Below are 14,751 nucleotides of genomic sequence, written 5' to 3' on the forward strand. Positions count from 1 at the left end.
TTGGTGTTTGCCCGGTCGGTCTAGGTCCGGTCTAGGCCATTGGCGGTGCGCCATCGAAATCGCCGCTGCGTATCACGCGCCCGGTCTGGTCGGTGATGCCGCGGTAGCCCACGCCGAAGGCTGCGAATCCCAGGCGCTGGGCCTGGAGTCGGTAGTCCCGTCGGTCGTGGTGGTGTCCGTGAAAGGCCTGTTGCACGCCCAGGCTGCGCGCGAGTTCATCGATCAGGCCGAAGCCGTGAGGGTGGGCCGACGGTGCTTCGTGCGTGACGAGGATGTCTGCCTGCTGCTCCAGCAGTCCGAAGCAGTCGGATGGGAAAATCGTGCTGCGGTGCTTTCGCGGCAGCCCGCCTTTCCACACGTTGCGGGAGCCGCTGCACGCGATGAAATCCGCCGGGCTTTCGTACTTCCAGTGTGCGGGCGGCATCCACACCTGTCCGCGGAACACGCCGCCCAGCCCTGCAACCCTCAGTCCCGCGATCTCGGCAATGCGGCCATGCAGGTTGCGGCCGGCGAATTGCGATTCGAACAGGTTGGCGTAACCGGCGTCCGAGTCGGTGTCGTGGTTCCCATGAATGAACCAGACCTCCGTCATTTCCGCGATGGACGCGAGCTCGACGTCCAGCGGCTGCCTGGCCTGGATATCGCCCAGGAACACGATGGCGTCGGGACGATCGCGCTCCACTGCTTCGATCACATGCTGGAATTTGCCGTGCGTGTCACCGAGGAAATAGATCATGGGAGCCATTCTGAATGCCCCGGGCAGCGGCGTGTGATGGTGAAACCACGCGAGGTGGCGGCGGGCGACAAGCGGGGCGGAGCACCGATGCCGGGAGAATCCCGGGCGATAAAAAACCCAGGCGATGCGGGATCGTCTGGGTTATTGTGGTGTCCTGGTCGGGGTGAGAGGATTCGAACCTCCGGCCTCTACGTCCCGAACGTAGCGCTCTACCAGGCTAAGCTACACCCCGATGGTGATTCAGTGCTCAAATACGTCGATCGAGCAGTGAAGCCGCTAATTGTAGCAAACCTTCGGTGTAGGCGTTGCGTGGAAGGCCCACAATTGCATCGATGGCCAGTTGGGCTTGCGCGGCCGCGGCCTGGCGTGTGGCGTCGAGGGCGCCTGTTGTCTTGACGATGTCGATCACGGCGGCAAGGTTTTCCGTCTCGCCTTCCTCGATGGCGGTGCGAATCAGTACGCACTGCTCGGCGCTGCCGCGCTGCATGGCGACGATGAGAGGCAGCGTCACCTTGCCCTCGCGCAGGTCGTCTCCGAGGTTCTTGCCCATTTCCGCTGCATTGCCATCGTAGTCCAGCACGTCGTCGATCACCTGGAAGGCGGTGCCGAGGGCTTGGCCGTAGTCGGCGCAGGCGGCTTCCATCTCGGCGGGTGCGCCCGCGAGCACCGCGGCGAGGCGTGCGCTGGCCTCGAAGAGCTTGGCCGTCTTGGAGCGGATGACGTTCAGATAGGCCGCCTCGGTGAGCGAAGCGTCATGGGTGTTCATGAGCTGCTGCACTTCGCCTTCGGCAATGATGTTGGTGGCTTCGGCCAGGATCTGCATCACGCGCATGTTGCCCGTGTCCACCATCATCTGGAATGCGCGCGAATAGAGAAAGTCGCCGACCAGCACGCTGGCGGGATTGCCGAAACTCTCGTTGGCGGTGGGGCGGCCACGGCGCAGCGTGGATTCATCGACCACATCGTCGTGCAGCAAGGTGGCGGTATGGATGAACTCGACCACGGCGGCGAGGTTGAAGCGCTGTTCGCCCCGATATTCGAGCGCACCGCTCATCAACAGCAGCAGTGCGGGGCGCAGGCGCTTGCCGCCGGCCGAGATGATGTACTGGGCTACCTGGCTCACCAGCGGCACCGAGGAGCTGAGGCGTGCGGCGATGACTTGGTCCACTTCGCGCATGTCGTCAGCGATCAAGGCGAGTGTGGTGGCGGTGCTGTTGTTGTTGGCGGCCAAGGTGATGCAGTCGGAAAATGTCAAAGAATCAAATTATAGGAGCCGCTGCGGCAAACGGCCCAGCCGCGCCCTGTGCCCGGACGTCGCTCGCCGGGAATGGTTGACGCGGGCCGTGCTGTCTGCGCAATTGCTGTTCTGCGATGTCTGTGCTAGAATTGCGAGTTCCGTAGAAATTCGTCTGCGGAGCTTCAAATCTCAAGAGGTTTACATGTACGCGGTCATAAAAACCGGCGGCAAGCAATATCGCGTTGCTGCTGGCGAAAAAATCAAAGTAGAACAGATTGCTGCGGACGTAGGCCAGGAAATTGTGATCGACCAGGTTCTGGCTGTCGGCAACGGCGCTGAAATCAAGGTTGGTGCACCCCTGGTGTCCGGCGCGTCTGTGAAGGCAACGGTTGTTGCCCACGGCAAGCACGACAAAGTGCGCATCTTCAAGCTGCGTCGTCGCAAGCACTATGCTAAGTCTCAAGGTCACCGTCAACAGTTCACCGAACTGCTGATCGGCGCTATTGCTGCTTAAGGGGTATATCTCATGGCACAGAAAAAAGGCGGCGGCTCTACGCGAAACGGTCGCGATTCCAAGCCAAAGATGCTTGGTGTCAAGGCTTACGGTGGTGAACTGATCAGCGCTGGCTCGATCATCGTTCGTCAGCGCGGCACACGCATTCACGCTGGCGTGAACGTGGGTCAGGGCAAGGACCACACTCTGTTCGCCCTGGTGGACGGCCACGTGTCCTTCGGCACCAAGGGTGCTCTGAACAAGCACACTGTGAGCATCACTCCGGTGTAAGCTGTTCGCTGAACACGCAGCCAAAGCCCCGACCCGTCGGGGCTTTGTTGTTTTCAGCTTTCGTATTTTTCACGAAGCCTGATCGGCTTCGATTGTCGCCTGGCGGTGTTTTTGCCGCGATTGGCCTCTTGTTTTTTCGAGGCCCAAGTCCTTTCCATTGAGTGCGGAACGGACTCTTTTGTAAACTCTAAGACCATGAAGTTCGTCGACGAAGCCTATATTGACATTGCCGCCGGTGACGGGGGCAATGGCTGCGTGTCGTTCCGCCACGAGAAGTACAAGGAATTTGGCGGCCCTGACGGGGGCGATGGCGGCCGTGGCGGCCATGTGTTCGCCGTGGCCGACCCGAACCTGAATACGCTTGTCGACTATCGTTTCTCGCGCCGCCACGAGGCACAGCGGGGCGAGCACGGCAAGGGTTCGGACATGTTCGGTGCTGCGGGCAAGGATGTGACGCTGCGCATGCCGGTGGGCACCATCATCACCGACGCCGAAACGGGCGAGGTGCTGTTCGAGCTGCTCAGTCCGGGCGAGACGATCACCATCGCCAAGGGCGGCGATGGTGGCTTCGGCAACCTGCGGTTCAAGAGCGCCATCAACCGTGCGCCGCGCCAGAAGACGCCGGGTTTCCCGGGCGAGCGCCGCAATCTCAAGCTGGAGCTGAAGGTGCTGGCCGATGTGGGGCTTCTGGGCATGCCGAATGCGGGCAAGTCCACCTTCATCGCAGCCGTGTCGAACGCACGCCCGAAGATTGCCGACTATCCATTCACGACGCTGCACCCGAACCTGGGCGTCGTGCGCGTGGGTCCCGAGCAAAGTTTCGTGATCGCCGACATCCCCGGCCTGATCGAGGGAGCGTCGGAGGGTGCCGGACTCGGCCACCAGTTCCTGCGCCACCTGCAGCGTACGCGGCTGTTGCTGCACATCGTGGACGTGTCTCCCTTCGACGAGAACGTCGATCCGGTGGAGCAGGCCAAGGCGATCGTGGAGGAACTGCGCAAATACGATGCAGAGCTCTACGGCAAGCCTCGCTGGCTGGTGCTCAACAAGCTGGACATGGTGCCCGAGGAGGACCGTGCCAAGCTGGTGAAGGATTTCGTCAAGCGCTTCAAGTGGAAGGGCCCGGTCTTCGAGATCTCGGCACTCACGCGCGAGGGCTGCGAGCCGCTGATCAAGACGATCTTCCAGCACGTGCATGCCGAGCAGATGGCGCAGAACACGCCCGAGGAGGTTGATCCCCGCTTTCTGCCGCACGAGGACGTCGACATGCAGAATGACCCGCGATTTGCTCCGAGCGACGACGAGTAAGCCCTGCGTGGTTTCATAATGGCGCCTGCCGGCCCGTGGCGGCGGCGCCTGTGCGGCGAGCGCCATCGGGTCACCAACAGCCCTACACATACAGATAAATGGTCTCCAATGTTTTGAGCGATGCACGCCGCATCGTGGTGAAGGTCGGCTCCAGCCTCGTGACCAACGAGGGCAAGGGCCTCGACGAGGTTGCGATTGGTGAATGGAGCCGCCAGCTCGCGGCGCTGGTGCATGGCGAAGGTGGCGTCAAGCGCGAGGTCATCATGGTGTCGAGCGGCGCGATCGCCGAAGGTATGAAGCGCCTGGGCTGGGCCACGCGTCCCGGCGAGATCCACGAGCTGCAGGCCGCCGCTGCCGTGGGGCAGATGGGGCTGGCTCAGATGTACGAGACCAAGCTGCGCGAACAGGGCATGCGCAGCGCGCAGGTGCTGCTCACCCACGCCGACCTGGCCGACCGCGAGCGCTATCTGAACGCTCGCACCACGCTGCTGACGCTGCTGCGCCTGGGCGTGGTTCCGGTCATCAACGAGAACGACACCGTGGTGACCGACGAAATCAAGTTCGGTGACAACGACACGCTGGGCGCGCTGGTGGCCAATCTGGTCGAGGCCGATGTGCTGGTCATCCTCACCGACCAGAAGGGCCTGTACACCGCCGATCCGCGCCGTGATCCGGCGGCGAAGTTCGTCGACGTGGCCAACGCGGGTGATCCCGCGCTCGAGGTCATGGCCGGCGGCGCGGGCTCCAGCATCGGCAAGGGCGGCATGATCACCAAGATCCTGGCCGCCAAGCGCGCGGCGGGCTCGGGTGCCTCCACCGTCATCGCATGGGGGCGCGAGAACCATGTCCTGATCCGCCTGGCCCAAGGCGAGTCCATCGGCACGCTGCTGGTGGCGCAGACCCAGAAGAAGCAGGCCCGCAAGCAGTGGATGGCGGATCACCTGCAGATGCGTGGCTATGTGACCGTCGATGCGGGCGCTGCCGCCAAGCTCAAGGGCAGCGGCAAGAGCCTGCTGCCGATTGGCATGGTTGCCGTCGAGGGCGACTTCGTGCGTGGCGACGTCATCGGCATCCGGGGCGAGGCAGGCGAGGAGATCGCCCGCGGGCTGGCAAACTACGCCAGCGCGGAAGCGCGCCTCCTGTGCCGCAAGCCGTCGTCGGAATTCGAACACCTGCTGGGCTACGCGGCCGAGCCGGAGATGGTGCACCGGGACAATCTGGTGCTCATCCAGCATTGATGCGCGCAGGCGCGTGCACAAGCTCCCGGAAACCTGTGGTTTCGGGGAGCCCGGTGTCTTTCGGGAATGGTGGCGACGGAGCCAGTGGGGCCTATCGGGCCTATGGGGCCCGTTGTGCCTGTCGGTCAGTCCTTGCGCGGGGCCGCCTTGGGTTGGCTGTCCGCAGTTCCATTCGCAAGCTGCTGGGGTGCCAGCATGTCGTCCGCCTCCAGCGCGCGCCCCTGGGGATTGGGGTCGAAACTGGCTCCGGGCGGCAGCTCCATGCCGGGCTTGAGGATCATCGAGTTGAAACGTGTTGCCGTGGGCTGCGTCACGTCGGGCTGGGGCGTGCCATCCCGGGTGCGCATGCCGCTTCTCAGGTAGCGATTGCGCTGTTCGTGGCGCGGCAGGAAGCGGGCCAGTTCCGTGAGTGCCATTTCATAGACGCCGCGCTTGAATTCCACGACCACATCCAGCGGTACCCAGTAGTCGTTCCAGCGCCAGGCATCGAACTCCGGATGGTTGGTGGCACGCAGGTTCAAGTCCCAGTCGTGTCCGAGCAATTGCAGCAGATACCAGATCTGCTTCTGGCCCTTGTAATGTCCGCGCGCATCGCGGCGGATATACCGGTCAGGCACCTCGTAGCGCAACCAGTCCCGCGTACGGGCAATGATCCTGACGTGGTCGGGCTGCAGCCCGACTTCCTCGTGAAGCTCCCTGAACATGGCCTGCTCGGGGGATTCCCCGCGATCAATGCCACCTTGAGGGAACTGCCAGCTGTGTGTCCGGATCCTTTTTCCCCAGAATACCTGGTTCCTCTGGTTGAGCAGGATGATGCCGACGTTCGGGCGAAATCCGTCCCGGTCGAGCATAATCTAACCCCAAATTCAAAAACTGTGACCATTATGCACGGTACCCCGCGCGCGGCAAGCGGGCTAACCTCAGTGGCCTGAGATCGATAGATGAAAGCTTCCCAATTCCTTATTTCCACCCTGAAAGAAGCCCCTGCAGACGCGGAAGTCGTCAGCCACCAGCTGATGACGCGGGCTGGCATGATCAAAAAGCTGGGCGCAGGTATCTACAACTACATGCCGATGGGCTTGCGCGTGATCCGCAAGGTCGAGGCGATCGTGCGCGAGGAAATGAACCGCGCCGGTGCGGTTGAATGCGCCATGCCGGTGGTCCAGCCGGCGGAGCTCTGGCAGGAAACGGGCCGCTTTGAAAAGATGGGGCCGGAACTGCTGCGCATCCAGGATCGCCACGCGCGCGATTTCGTGATCCAGCCGACCAGCGAGGAAGTGGTGACCGACATCGCTCGCCAGGAGTTCCGCAGCTACAAGCAGCTGCCCAAGAACCTCTATCAGATCCAGACCAAGTTCCGTGACGAACGTCGTCCACGCTTCGGCCTGATGCGTGGCCGCGAGTTCATCATGAAGGATGCCTACAGCTTCGATCGCGATCCGGAAGCGGCCAAGGCCAGCTACCAGGTGATGGCGGCAGCCTATCGCCGCATCTTCGATCGATTTGGCCTCCGTTACCGCGCAGTGGCAGCGGATTCGGGCGCTATCGGCGGTGATCTGAGCGAGGAATTCCAGGTGATCGCCGCCACCGGCGAGGACGCCATCGTCTATTGCCCGAACAGCGAATACGCGGCCAACATGGAAAAGGCCGAGGCGCTGGCCCCGACGCATGCGCGTCCGGCCGCCACTCAGCCCCAGACCCTGACGCCGACTCCAGGCAAGGCGACCTGTGGCGAAGTTGCCGAATTGTTGGGTGTGGATTTGTCAACAACTGTCAAGTCTTTGGTTTTGGCCACTGATGAGGTCAATGATCAAGGCGAGATCGTGAAGTCGCAAGTGTGGCTGTTGCTGCTGCGCGGCGACCACGACATGAATGAGATCAAGGTCGGCAAGGTTCCCGGCCTTGATGTGGGCTTCCGTTTCGCCACGCTGTCCGAGATCGAGGAGCATTTCGGCTGCAAGCCCGGCTATCTGGGCCCGTTGAACATGAAGAAGCCCGTCAGGATCGTTGCCGACCGCGAGGTGGCGCTGATGGCAGACTGGATTTGCGGCGCGAACCAGATCGACCACCACATCACCGGCGTGAACTGGGGGCGCGATCTGCCCGAGCCGGATCTGGTGGCGGACATCCGCAACGTGGTCGCCGGCGACAAGTCTCCCGATGGAAAGGGAGAGCTGGCCATCGAACGGGGTATCGAGATCGGGCATGTGTTCTATCTTGGCACCAAGTACAGCAAGGCGATGAATGCCACGTTCCTGGCCGAGGACGGCAAGCCGGCGTTCTTCGAGATGGGGTGCTACGGCATCGGCGTGACCCGCCTGCCGGCCGCCGCCATCGAGCAGAACCATGACGAGCGCGGCATCATCTGGCCTGACGCGATTGCGCCGTTCACCGTGGTGATCTGCCCGATCGGCATGGACCGCAGCGAGGAAGTGAAGGCAGCCGCCGAAAAGCTGTATGCCGAATTCCTGGCAGCGGGCGTCGACGTCCTGCTGGACGACCGTGGCGAGCGTCCCGGCGCGATGTTTGCTGACTGGGAACTGATCGGCGTGCCGCACCGCGTGGTGATCTCCGATCGTGGCCTGAAGGAAGGCCAGCTGGAATACCAGGGCCGCCGTGATACCGCGGCAACCAAGGTCGCCGTGGGCGATGTGTTTGCGCACGTAAAGGAACGTTTGAAGGTATGAGCCTGAGTGACGGTGTCATCGAGGGGGGGCAGCAGAAGAAGGGCGGCGTGTCGCGTCGCTCGCTTGTGCTGTCCGTTTCCGCGGCTCCTTCATTGGGATTGGCGGGTCTCCTGGGCATGCCGCGGCACGCGCATGCCGGCGGCCAGCTCGAAGAGCCGCTGGTGGATTCGGTGCGCACCGCGCTCAGCTCGGCGGTTGCCAACCAGGCGCCGCCGGAGCCTTTGTTCTCAACCACCGAGGCGCGCATCATGTACCTGCGCTGGCTGGGCACGATGAGCGAGAAGCTGCGCAAGCGCAAGCCCGATTGGGAGGTGCGACGCGACTTCCTGCAGACCATCTGGTACGAATCCAAGCGTGCGGGGCTTGATACCTCGCTGGTGATGGGGCTCGTGCAGGTGGAAAGCGCCTTCCGCAAGTACGCCGTGTCGTCGGTCGGTGCGCGCGGCTACATGCAGGTGATGCCGTTCTGGACCCGTGTGATCGGCGACGGCGATCCAGGCAAGCTCTTTCACATGCAGACCAACCTGCGCTTTGGCTGCGTGATTCTGCGCCACTACCTGGACCGGGAGAAGGGCGACGTCTACATGGCGCTCGGCCGCTACAACGGCAGCCGCGGCAGGGACCCTTATCCCAATGCCGTGTTCGCGGCGCAGCGCAACTGGGCGTTCAACGAGAAGGTCACCTCGGCTTGAGTGTGCCGTATTGTTCACCTGCGCTTTGGCGGTTGCCCCTCGTTCAGGCCGCAGCCGTGAGCGGCATCAACCCACGGTAGAGGCCGGCGGCGCGGCGTCAGGGTCCTGCAGCCTCGACACCATCACCTGGTCAATGCGATAGCTGTCAACGTCCAGCACCTCGAACTTGTAGCCGCCGAAGTTCACGCTGTCCGTCCTGCGCGGCACGCGGCGCAGCATCACCATCAGGAAGCCGGCGAGCGTCTCGTATTCGTCGTCGTGCGGCAGTTCATCGAGGTGCAGGGCGCGCAGCACATCTTCGATCGGCGTGACGCCGTCGATCAGCCACGAGTTCTCGTCGCGGCGCACGATCTGTTCTTCATCATCGGGGCCGACCAGGTCGCCCATCACGGTACTCATCACGTCGTTGAGCGTGACGACCCCGACCACAAGGCTGTATTCGTTGACGATGACCGCGAAGTCCTCGTGTACCTGGCGGAACTGCTCCAGCACTTCGGCCAGCGTGAGCCGATCGGGAACGATCAGCACCTTGTGCACCAGGTTGTCATCGGTGAGTGACAGCGTCTGGTTGTTGAGCACGCGCTGGAACAGATCCTTGGCGTCGACATAGCCCACCACGTGGTCGATGTCCCCATCGCAGACCGGATAGGTGGAGAACGGCTCCTCGGCGATGCGTGCGCGGATCACATCGTCGGGGTCGTCGCGCAGGAAGAATGCGATGCGCTCGCGCTGCGTCATCGCGGAGCCCACCGTGCGCGAGTCGAGCTCGAACACGTTGGCGATCACCTGCTGCTCCCGTACCGCGAGCACCCCGGCACGCGCGCCGGCTTCGGTCATCGCCAGAATGTCTTCCGAGGTGATGCGCTCGTCGCGCGTGGTCTGGATACCCAGCAGCTTGAAGACGAGGTCGGCGGTCTTCGCATACAGCCAGACGACCGGCTTGAAGATCCGCATGCACCAGGCCATCGGCGTGAGCACGCGCACCGCCCAGCGCTCGGGCTCCGCCATGCCCAGGCGCTTGGGGAACAGATCCGAGAACAGGATGAACAGCGAGGTGATGATGAAGAACGAGCAGACGAACCCCACGGTCTCTGCCGTGGCCACCGGCAGCCACAGCGTGAACAGCCTGGTGAGCGACGGGCTCAAGGCGCCTTCGCCCACGATGCCGCCCAGGATCGCCACCGCGTTCTGGCCAACCTGCACCACCGTGAAGTAGTCGCCCGGCATTTCCTGCAGCTTCAGCACCCGGTCCGCGCGCATGTCCCCGTCGACCGCTATCTGCCGCAGACGCAGTCGGCGTGAGGCGGCGAGCGAGAGTTCGGCCAGCGAGAAAAATGCGCTGAGCACGATCAGTAGGGCGATGACGAAGAGGCTTTCGGGAAACTGCATGTAGGAAGTGGCGACTCCGAGGGAGGCTTGGCCACGAGTTGGTGATGAGCCAGTGTAGCGGGCGGCTGGCGTTTGGTGGTGGCCTGTTTTTGTTCAGGCCCGGGAATCAGCGCAGAAAACAAAAAAGCCGTCCTGCAGGGCCGGACGGCTTTGGGGGAGCGGAGTGGGACGGCTCAGGCGGCCGAAGCGTCGTTGCCCAGCACCTGCTGCAGCTCGCCGGATTCGTACATTTCCATCATGATGTCCGAGCCGCCGATGAACTCGCCCTTCACGTACAGCTGCGGAATGGTGGGCCACTGGCTGTAGTCCTTGATGCCCTGGCGGATTTCCTGGTCTTCCAGCACGTTCACGGTGGCAATGTTGCGTGGATCCACGCCGCAGGCCTTGAGAATCTGGATCGCGCGGCCGGAGAAGCCGCACATCGGGAAGCTGGCATTGCCCTTCATGAAGAGCAGGATGTCGTGGCCCTTGACGAGTTGATCGATGCGTTGTTGTACGTCGCTCATGAAATTCTCCTGAAATTCGGATGCCCTGCATTCAGGGCGCAATCCATCGATTATTCCACTGTCTGTCCGGGCGGGTGTCATTCCCGGATTGTCCCGCCGGTGCAGCGGGCTATGCCGGCCAGGTCGTTGCGGCTTTGCACGTTGGCGAAGCCCGCATCGCGCAGAAGCTGCTGGACGTCCGGGGCCTGGTCCCAGCCATGCTCGAGGAGCAGCCAGGCACCGGGTTTCAGGTGCTCGCGCGACTGCCCGATGATGAGGCGGATGTCCTCGAGGCCGTCCTCGCCGCTGGCCAGCGCGCCAAGCGGCTCGTGCACCAGCGCCGCGAGATGCGGATCGGCTGCACGGATGTAGGGCGGATTGCTGATGATCGCATCGAACCTTCCTTCGAGCGGGGACAGCCAGCTGCCATGCGCGAAGCGCACCGGAAGGCGCAGGCGCTCGGCATTGGCGCTTGCCACCGCGAGCGCATCGGCGCTGGCATCGACCGCCCAGACCTCGGCCCGGGGGCGTTCATGCTGCAGCGCCAGCGCGATTGCGCCGCTTCCCGTGCCGAGATCGACGAGGCGCAGTCCGCTGCCGTCGCCCGGCAGCAGCTCCAATGCCCAGTCCACCAGCGTTTCGGTGTCGGGTCGCGGGTCCAGTACGCGCGCATCCACCTGCAGCGGCAGTCCATAGAACTCCTTGCTGCCGGTGAGATAGGCGATCGGCATGCCCTGCGCGCGCCGCCCGCACAGCGAATGCCAGCGCGCGAGCTGTTCAGCGTCAGGAACGTCACCGTCGTGCGTGATGAGCCACGCGCGGGCGTTGGGCTGCTGGTTCATGGCGTGCAGCATCAGCATCTGGGCATCGACGCGGGCGAGGCCCTGGCGGGCGGCCTCGGCGAGCAGTTGGGCGATCGAGAGTGGGGTTTCTGTGCTCATGGCGGGAAGTGGGGGTCTGCGTGCGGTCAGCGTCCGCCCGCCGGTGGATTGGCATAGGGCCGGGCCTGCAGGATGATGATCTGCTGCTCGTCGGTCACGGCCCATTCGATGTCCTGGGCCTTGCCGCCGAAGCGGCGTTCGATGTCCTTGCCCACCTGAGCCAGCCGCTTCACGCGCTCGTCGCCGAGCACGCGCCGTCCGGTGCCTGCAAGCGGCACTTCACGCACGCCGCCGTTGGGGTCGAGCTGCAGCTCAGTGTCTTCGCCGGATTGGCTGAGCACCTGGATCGCCTTGCTCCAGCTCGAATAGAGCACCTGCTCTGCCACGCGATGGCCGTCGACCACGCGGATGCCGAGCCCGCGCTTGGCGGCGATGAAAGTGGTGTGGGCCGCGTCGGGATCGAGCGGGTTGCGCGTGATCATCACGCCCGATGCCTGCGAGTTCACCGCCTTCTGCACGAACACGGCCATCGCGACGGCATCATGGGCAATGCCCGCCGTGCTCCTTGCTTCCCAGGCTTCGAAATTGAACACCGATGCCCAGACCTTGCGCACGGCATCGGTGAGCGCGCCGGCATCCTTCACGTTGGGAACGGTGGTGTACAGGCCTGCTCCGCTGAAGTTCGGCAGGTCTTCCGAACTGGACGAGCTGCGCACGAACACGCCCTGGCCGCCGAGCTGCTGCGACCAGCGGCTGCCCCATGGCTCGCTGACCGCTCCGGGCATGGGCATGCGCTCGATGTCCTCGCGCAGGCGCGCGAGCGCGGCGCGGCGCACGTCCGCGTCGGTGTCGAAACGCGGGAGTGCCTGCATGCGCGCCACGCGCTCGGCCAGCCCGAAGCGGCCCATGGCCTCTGCATACGCGCCGAAGGGGATGCAGAAACCGTCGGGCACCACGGTGCCGGCGATGCGCGCGGAGCGCACCTCGCCCAGGTTGGCCGCCTTGGCGCCGCACTGCGTGCGGTGGCCGGCGCGCAGTGTCGCCAGGGGCTGGAGCTTCGTCGAGCGAAGATCGGGGGCAATCAGCTGCACGCGGCCGCGCGGCTGTGCTTTGGCGCGCTGGCGGGCGGCCTCACGCTCGGCCTCGGTGGCGGGGCGCAGCGTGTAGTCGCGGGTGTCCACCTGCAGGTGAACCCACTGGCCGTCAAGCGCCTTGAGCTGCCTGCCTGCATCCTGCACATAGGCATTCGGAATACCCCAGCCGCGCGCGAGCAGGTTCACGTGCGAGAGCATCGTGGAGGGGCGTTCGGTGATGACGCCTGCCACGGGGGGCAGGGAGATCGGCACCTCGCGCAGCACGACGATATCGAAGGGCTGCAGGTCGCGCATGGCGTCCAGGCTGGCGATGATGCGAAGGCGCCCCGTGTTGCGGCTCACGTTGAGCGGCAGGAAGCGCTGCTGCCCGATCAGCTCGGCTTGCGTGACGACGGCGATGCCCGCCTCGCGTGCCACCTGTTCCTGTGCCGTGGAGTTGGCCTTGAACTGCGCATCGGCGAAGAAGCTGCCGGCAATCATGCTGCGCGCGGTCTGCAACAGTACGGGCGTGAGCACGTCGCCCTCCCAGAACTCGAACACGAAGCGCTGGATCTGGGGCTGCCAGCTCAGGGTGCCCAGGATGAAGCGGCGCTCGGGAGCAGCATAGTTGCGGTTGAACTCATCGCGAGAGCCCTTGAATCGCCCCGTCTCTCTCAGGAAGCGGTCGTGCAGCTGGAAGCGCGGCGTGTTCACGTAGGAGATCCGGGGCGAGGCCTTGTTCCCGCGATGGTTGCCGCGGTCGATCACGAAGATCACGTGCGGCTGCGCAAGCGGGGTGCCCGCGTTGTAGACACGGGCCAGCCCGTCGAACTCCTGGCGGTCTGCCATCGACGCGAGTTCCGGAGGCGCTCCTTTCGTGCCCTGGTTGCCGCGCATGGTGCCCGCCGGATCGGACCCGCCCTCGGGGCGTGCGACCAAGTTCTGCGATGGCGCGCCCGCGTCCTTCTCATAGTACGAAGGCTTGCGCGCCAATTGTGCGTGGCTGCTCGAGACGGGCATGCCCCAGAGCGTGAGCCCGAATGCCATGACCATCGCCAAAGGCAGCGATGCCGGGGAACGGAAGCGAGGGAGGGGCGGGGGAGTCATGTGGGAAACTGCCCCGTTTACTGGTTGACTTCCAGTTCCGCGAGCAATTCGGCCTCGCGCGTATGGGCCAGCGCGTTCAGCACTTCGTCCATGTCGCCTTCCATGATGGCCAGCAGCTTGTAGAGCGTCAGGTTGATGCGGTGGTCGGTAAGACGCCCCTGCGGAAAATTGTAGGTGCGGATGCGGTCGGAACGGTCGCCGGAGCCGATCAGGCCCTTGCGCAGCGCGGCCTCCTTGGCGGCGCGCTCGCTGCGCTCCTTCTCCTGGATGCGTGCCTGCAGCACCTGCAGCGCCTTGGCCTTGTTGCTGTGCTGGCTGCGGCCGTCCTGGCATTCGGCGACGATGCCGGTGGGCAAGTGCACCACACGCACGGCCGAGTCGGTCTTGTTGATGTGCTGGCCACCCGCGCCGGAGGCCCGGAACGTGTCGATGCGCAGGTCGGCAGGGTTCAGCGTGATCGCCTGGTGCTCGTCGGGCTCGGGCATCACCGCCACCGTGCAGGCGCTGGTGTGGATGCGGCCCTGGGTCTCGGTGGCGGGCACACGCTGCACGCGATGTCCGCCGGACTCGAAGCGCAGGCGGCCGTAGGCGTTGTCGCCTTCGACGCGCAGCACCACTTCCTTGTAGCCGCCGAGCTCGCTTTCGTTGGCCGACATGATCTCGACCTTCCAGCCCGCATTGGCCGCGTGGCGCGTGTACATGCGTGCGAGGTCGCCCGCGAACAGTGCGGATTCGTCGCCGCCGGTGCCCGCACGGATTTCCACGAACGCATTGCGCTCGTCGTCCGGATCCCTGGGCAATAGCAGGCGCTGCAACTCGTCTTCCAGTTGCAGGAGTTCCGCCTCGCCGGTGGTGATCTCCTCCTGCGCCATCTCCGCCATGTCGGGATCCTCCAGCATCTCGCGGGCACCGGCCAGATCGGCCTCGACCTGGCGGTAGCGCTTGTAGCGGCCCGCGATCTGCGTCACCTCGGAGTGCTCCTTGGAGATGCTGCGGTACTGCTTCATGTCGGACATGATGTCCTCGCGCGAGAGCAGAAAATCCAATTCCTCGAGGCGCTGCGCGTACTTCTCGAGCTGGGTTCTCAGAAAGGGTTTCATGGTGTCTGCGTCATGGGGATGCTGCACGGGTGCA

General features: G+C 64.2%; 14 protein-coding genes and 1 tRNA gene. 6 read left to right on the forward strand and 9 right to left on the reverse strand.

Annotation, left to right across the window (positions count from 1 at the left end):
- Positions 1-31 precede the first annotated feature (31 nt).
- The 3 genes from H9K76_RS04760 to H9K76_RS04770 all read right to left on the reverse strand — a co-directional run bounded on the left by H9K76_RS04760 (position 32) and on the right by H9K76_RS04770 (position 1,913).
- Positions 32-736: a metallophosphoesterase family protein gene (locus H9K76_RS04760; RefSeq protein WP_187598421.1), complete on the reverse strand. Its 705-nt coding sequence runs from the start codon at positions 734-736 to the stop codon at positions 32-34.
- Positions 737-891: 155 nt separating this feature from the next.
- Positions 892-968: transfer RNA gene (locus tag H9K76_RS04765), tRNA-Pro, on the reverse strand.
- A 15-nt stretch (positions 969-983) separates the two neighbouring features.
- Positions 984-1,913: a polyprenyl synthetase family protein gene (locus H9K76_RS04770; protein ID WP_187598422.1), complete on the reverse strand. Its 930-nt coding sequence runs from the start codon at positions 1,911-1,913 to the stop codon at positions 984-986.
- A 262-nt stretch (positions 1,914-2,175) separates the two neighbouring features.
- Here H9K76_RS04770 and rplU point away from each other — a divergent pair, with 262 nt between their 5' ends.
- The 4 genes from rplU (at position 2,176) to proB (ending at position 5,303) form a co-directional block, all read left to right on the forward strand.
- Complete coding sequence (rplU, locus tag H9K76_RS04775; protein WP_187600458.1) at positions 2,176-2,487, forward strand: 50S ribosomal protein L21; 312 nt, start codon at positions 2,176-2,178, stop codon at positions 2,485-2,487.
- 12 nt (positions 2,488-2,499) lie between these two features.
- The gene (gene rpmA, locus H9K76_RS04780) at positions 2,500-2,757 is read left to right on the forward strand and encodes a 50S ribosomal protein L27 (RefSeq protein ID WP_187598423.1); all 258 of its coding nucleotides are present in this window, start codon (positions 2,500-2,502) and stop codon (positions 2,755-2,757) included.
- 195 nt (positions 2,758-2,952) lie between these two features.
- Positions 2,953-4,065: an Obg family GTPase CgtA gene (cgtA, locus tag H9K76_RS04785; RefSeq protein ID WP_187598424.1), complete on the forward strand. Its 1,113-nt coding sequence runs from the start codon at positions 2,953-2,955 to the stop codon at positions 4,063-4,065.
- Positions 4,066-4,163: 98 nt separating this feature from the next.
- Positions 4,164-5,303 (forward strand): glutamate 5-kinase, encoded by a 1,140-nt coding sequence (gene proB / locus H9K76_RS04790; RefSeq protein ID WP_187598425.1) that lies wholly within the window; start codon positions 4,164-4,166, stop codon positions 5,301-5,303.
- A 125-nt stretch (positions 5,304-5,428) separates the two neighbouring features.
- On the opposite strand, the gene H9K76_RS04795 is transcribed toward proB, so the two are convergent.
- Positions 5,429-6,154, reverse strand: coding sequence for an RNA pyrophosphohydrolase (locus H9K76_RS04795; RefSeq protein ID WP_246475306.1), 726 nt, complete (start codon positions 6,152-6,154; stop codon positions 5,429-5,431).
- Between the two features lie 90 nt (positions 6,155-6,244).
- Here H9K76_RS04795 and H9K76_RS04800 point away from each other — a divergent pair, with 90 nt between their 5' ends.
- The gene (locus H9K76_RS04800; protein WP_187598426.1) at positions 6,245-7,990 is read left to right on the forward strand and encodes a proline--tRNA ligase; all 1,746 of its coding nucleotides are present in this window, start codon (positions 6,245-6,247) and stop codon (positions 7,988-7,990) included.
- Entirely contained in the window at positions 7,987-8,682 is a 696-nt protein-coding gene (locus tag H9K76_RS04805; RefSeq protein WP_187598427.1) for a lytic transglycosylase domain-containing protein, read from the forward strand. Before H9K76_RS04800 ends, H9K76_RS04805 begins: the two co-directional genes overlap by 4 nt.
- A gap of 66 nt (positions 8,683-8,748) precedes the next feature.
- Here H9K76_RS04805 and paeA read toward each other — a convergent pair whose 3' ends face one another.
- The 5 genes from paeA to prfA all read right to left on the reverse strand — a co-directional run bounded on the left by paeA (position 8,749) and on the right by prfA (position 14,717).
- Positions 8,749-10,071 (reverse strand): polyamine export protein PaeA, encoded by a 1,323-nt coding sequence (gene paeA / locus H9K76_RS04810; protein WP_187598428.1) that lies wholly within the window; start codon positions 10,069-10,071, stop codon positions 8,749-8,751.
- Between the two features lie 173 nt (positions 10,072-10,244).
- The gene (grxD, locus tag H9K76_RS04815; RefSeq protein ID WP_187598429.1) at positions 10,245-10,577 is read right to left on the reverse strand and encodes a Grx4 family monothiol glutaredoxin; all 333 of its coding nucleotides are present in this window, start codon (positions 10,575-10,577) and stop codon (positions 10,245-10,247) included.
- 77 nt (positions 10,578-10,654) lie between these two features.
- Positions 10,655-11,497, reverse strand: a complete 843-nt coding sequence (gene prmC / locus H9K76_RS04820) for a peptide chain release factor N(5)-glutamine methyltransferase (protein WP_187598430.1) — start codon at positions 11,495-11,497, stop codon at positions 10,655-10,657.
- A 26-nt stretch (positions 11,498-11,523) separates the two neighbouring features.
- A complete protein-coding gene (locus tag H9K76_RS04825) occupies positions 11,524-13,557 on the reverse strand; it encodes a PEP/pyruvate-binding domain-containing protein (RefSeq protein ID WP_246475307.1) in 2,034 nt (677 codons plus the stop codon).
- Positions 13,558-13,634: 77 nt separating this feature from the next.
- The gene (prfA, locus tag H9K76_RS04830; RefSeq protein WP_187598432.1) at positions 13,635-14,717 is read right to left on the reverse strand and encodes a peptide chain release factor 1; all 1,083 of its coding nucleotides are present in this window, start codon (positions 14,715-14,717) and stop codon (positions 13,635-13,637) included.
- Between the last annotated feature and the right edge of the window lie 34 nt (positions 14,718-14,751).

This window comes from Diaphorobacter ruginosibacter, from assembly GCF_014395975.1.
GTDB lineage: Bacteria > Pseudomonadota > Gammaproteobacteria > Burkholderiales > Burkholderiaceae_C > Diaphorobacter_A > Diaphorobacter_A ruginosibacter.

Coding starts and splice junctions, on each gene's coding strand:
- H9K76_RS04770 (WP_187598422.1), bottom strand. CDS start 1,913: ATGCGCGAAGTGGACCAAGTCATCGCCGCACGCCTCAGCTCCTCGGTG.
- H9K76_RS04825 (WP_246475307.1), bottom strand. CDS start 13,557: ATGGCATTCGGGCTCACGCTCTGGGGCATGCCCGTCTCGAGCAGCCAC.
- H9K76_RS04800 (WP_187598426.1), top strand. CDS start 6,245: ATGAAAGCTTCCCAATTCCTTATTTCCACCCTGAAAGAAGCCCCTGCA.
- cgtA (WP_187598424.1), top strand. CDS start 2,953: ATGAAGTTCGTCGACGAAGCCTATATTGACATTGCCGCCGGTGACGGG.
- rpmA (WP_187598423.1), top strand. CDS start 2,500: ATGGCACAGAAAAAAGGCGGCGGCTCTACGCGAAACGGTCGCGATTCC.
- paeA (WP_187598428.1), bottom strand. CDS start 10,071: ATGCAGTTTCCCGAAAGCCTCTTCGTCATCGCCCTACTGATCGTGCTC.
- H9K76_RS04805 (WP_187598427.1), top strand. CDS start 7,987: ATGAGCCTGAGTGACGGTGTCATCGAGGGGGGGCAGCAGAAGAAGGGC.
- prmC (WP_187598430.1), bottom strand. CDS start 11,497: ATGAGCACAGAAACCCCACTCTCGATCGCCCAACTGCTCGCCGAGGCC.
- proB (WP_187598425.1), top strand. CDS start 4,164: ATGGTCTCCAATGTTTTGAGCGATGCACGCCGCATCGTGGTGAAGGTC.
- H9K76_RS04760 (WP_187598421.1), bottom strand. CDS start 736: ATGATCTATTTCCTCGGTGACACGCACGGCAAATTCCAGCATGTGATC.
- rplU (WP_187600458.1), top strand. CDS start 2,176: ATGTACGCGGTCATAAAAACCGGCGGCAAGCAATATCGCGTTGCTGCT.
- prfA (WP_187598432.1), bottom strand. CDS start 14,717: ATGAAACCCTTTCTGAGAACCCAGCTCGAGAAGTACGCGCAGCGCCTC.
- H9K76_RS04795 (WP_246475306.1), bottom strand. CDS start 6,154: ATGCTCGACCGGGACGGATTTCGCCCGAACGTCGGCATCATCCTGCTC.
- grxD (WP_187598429.1), bottom strand. CDS start 10,577: ATGAGCGACGTACAACAACGCATCGATCAACTCGTCAAGGGCCACGAC.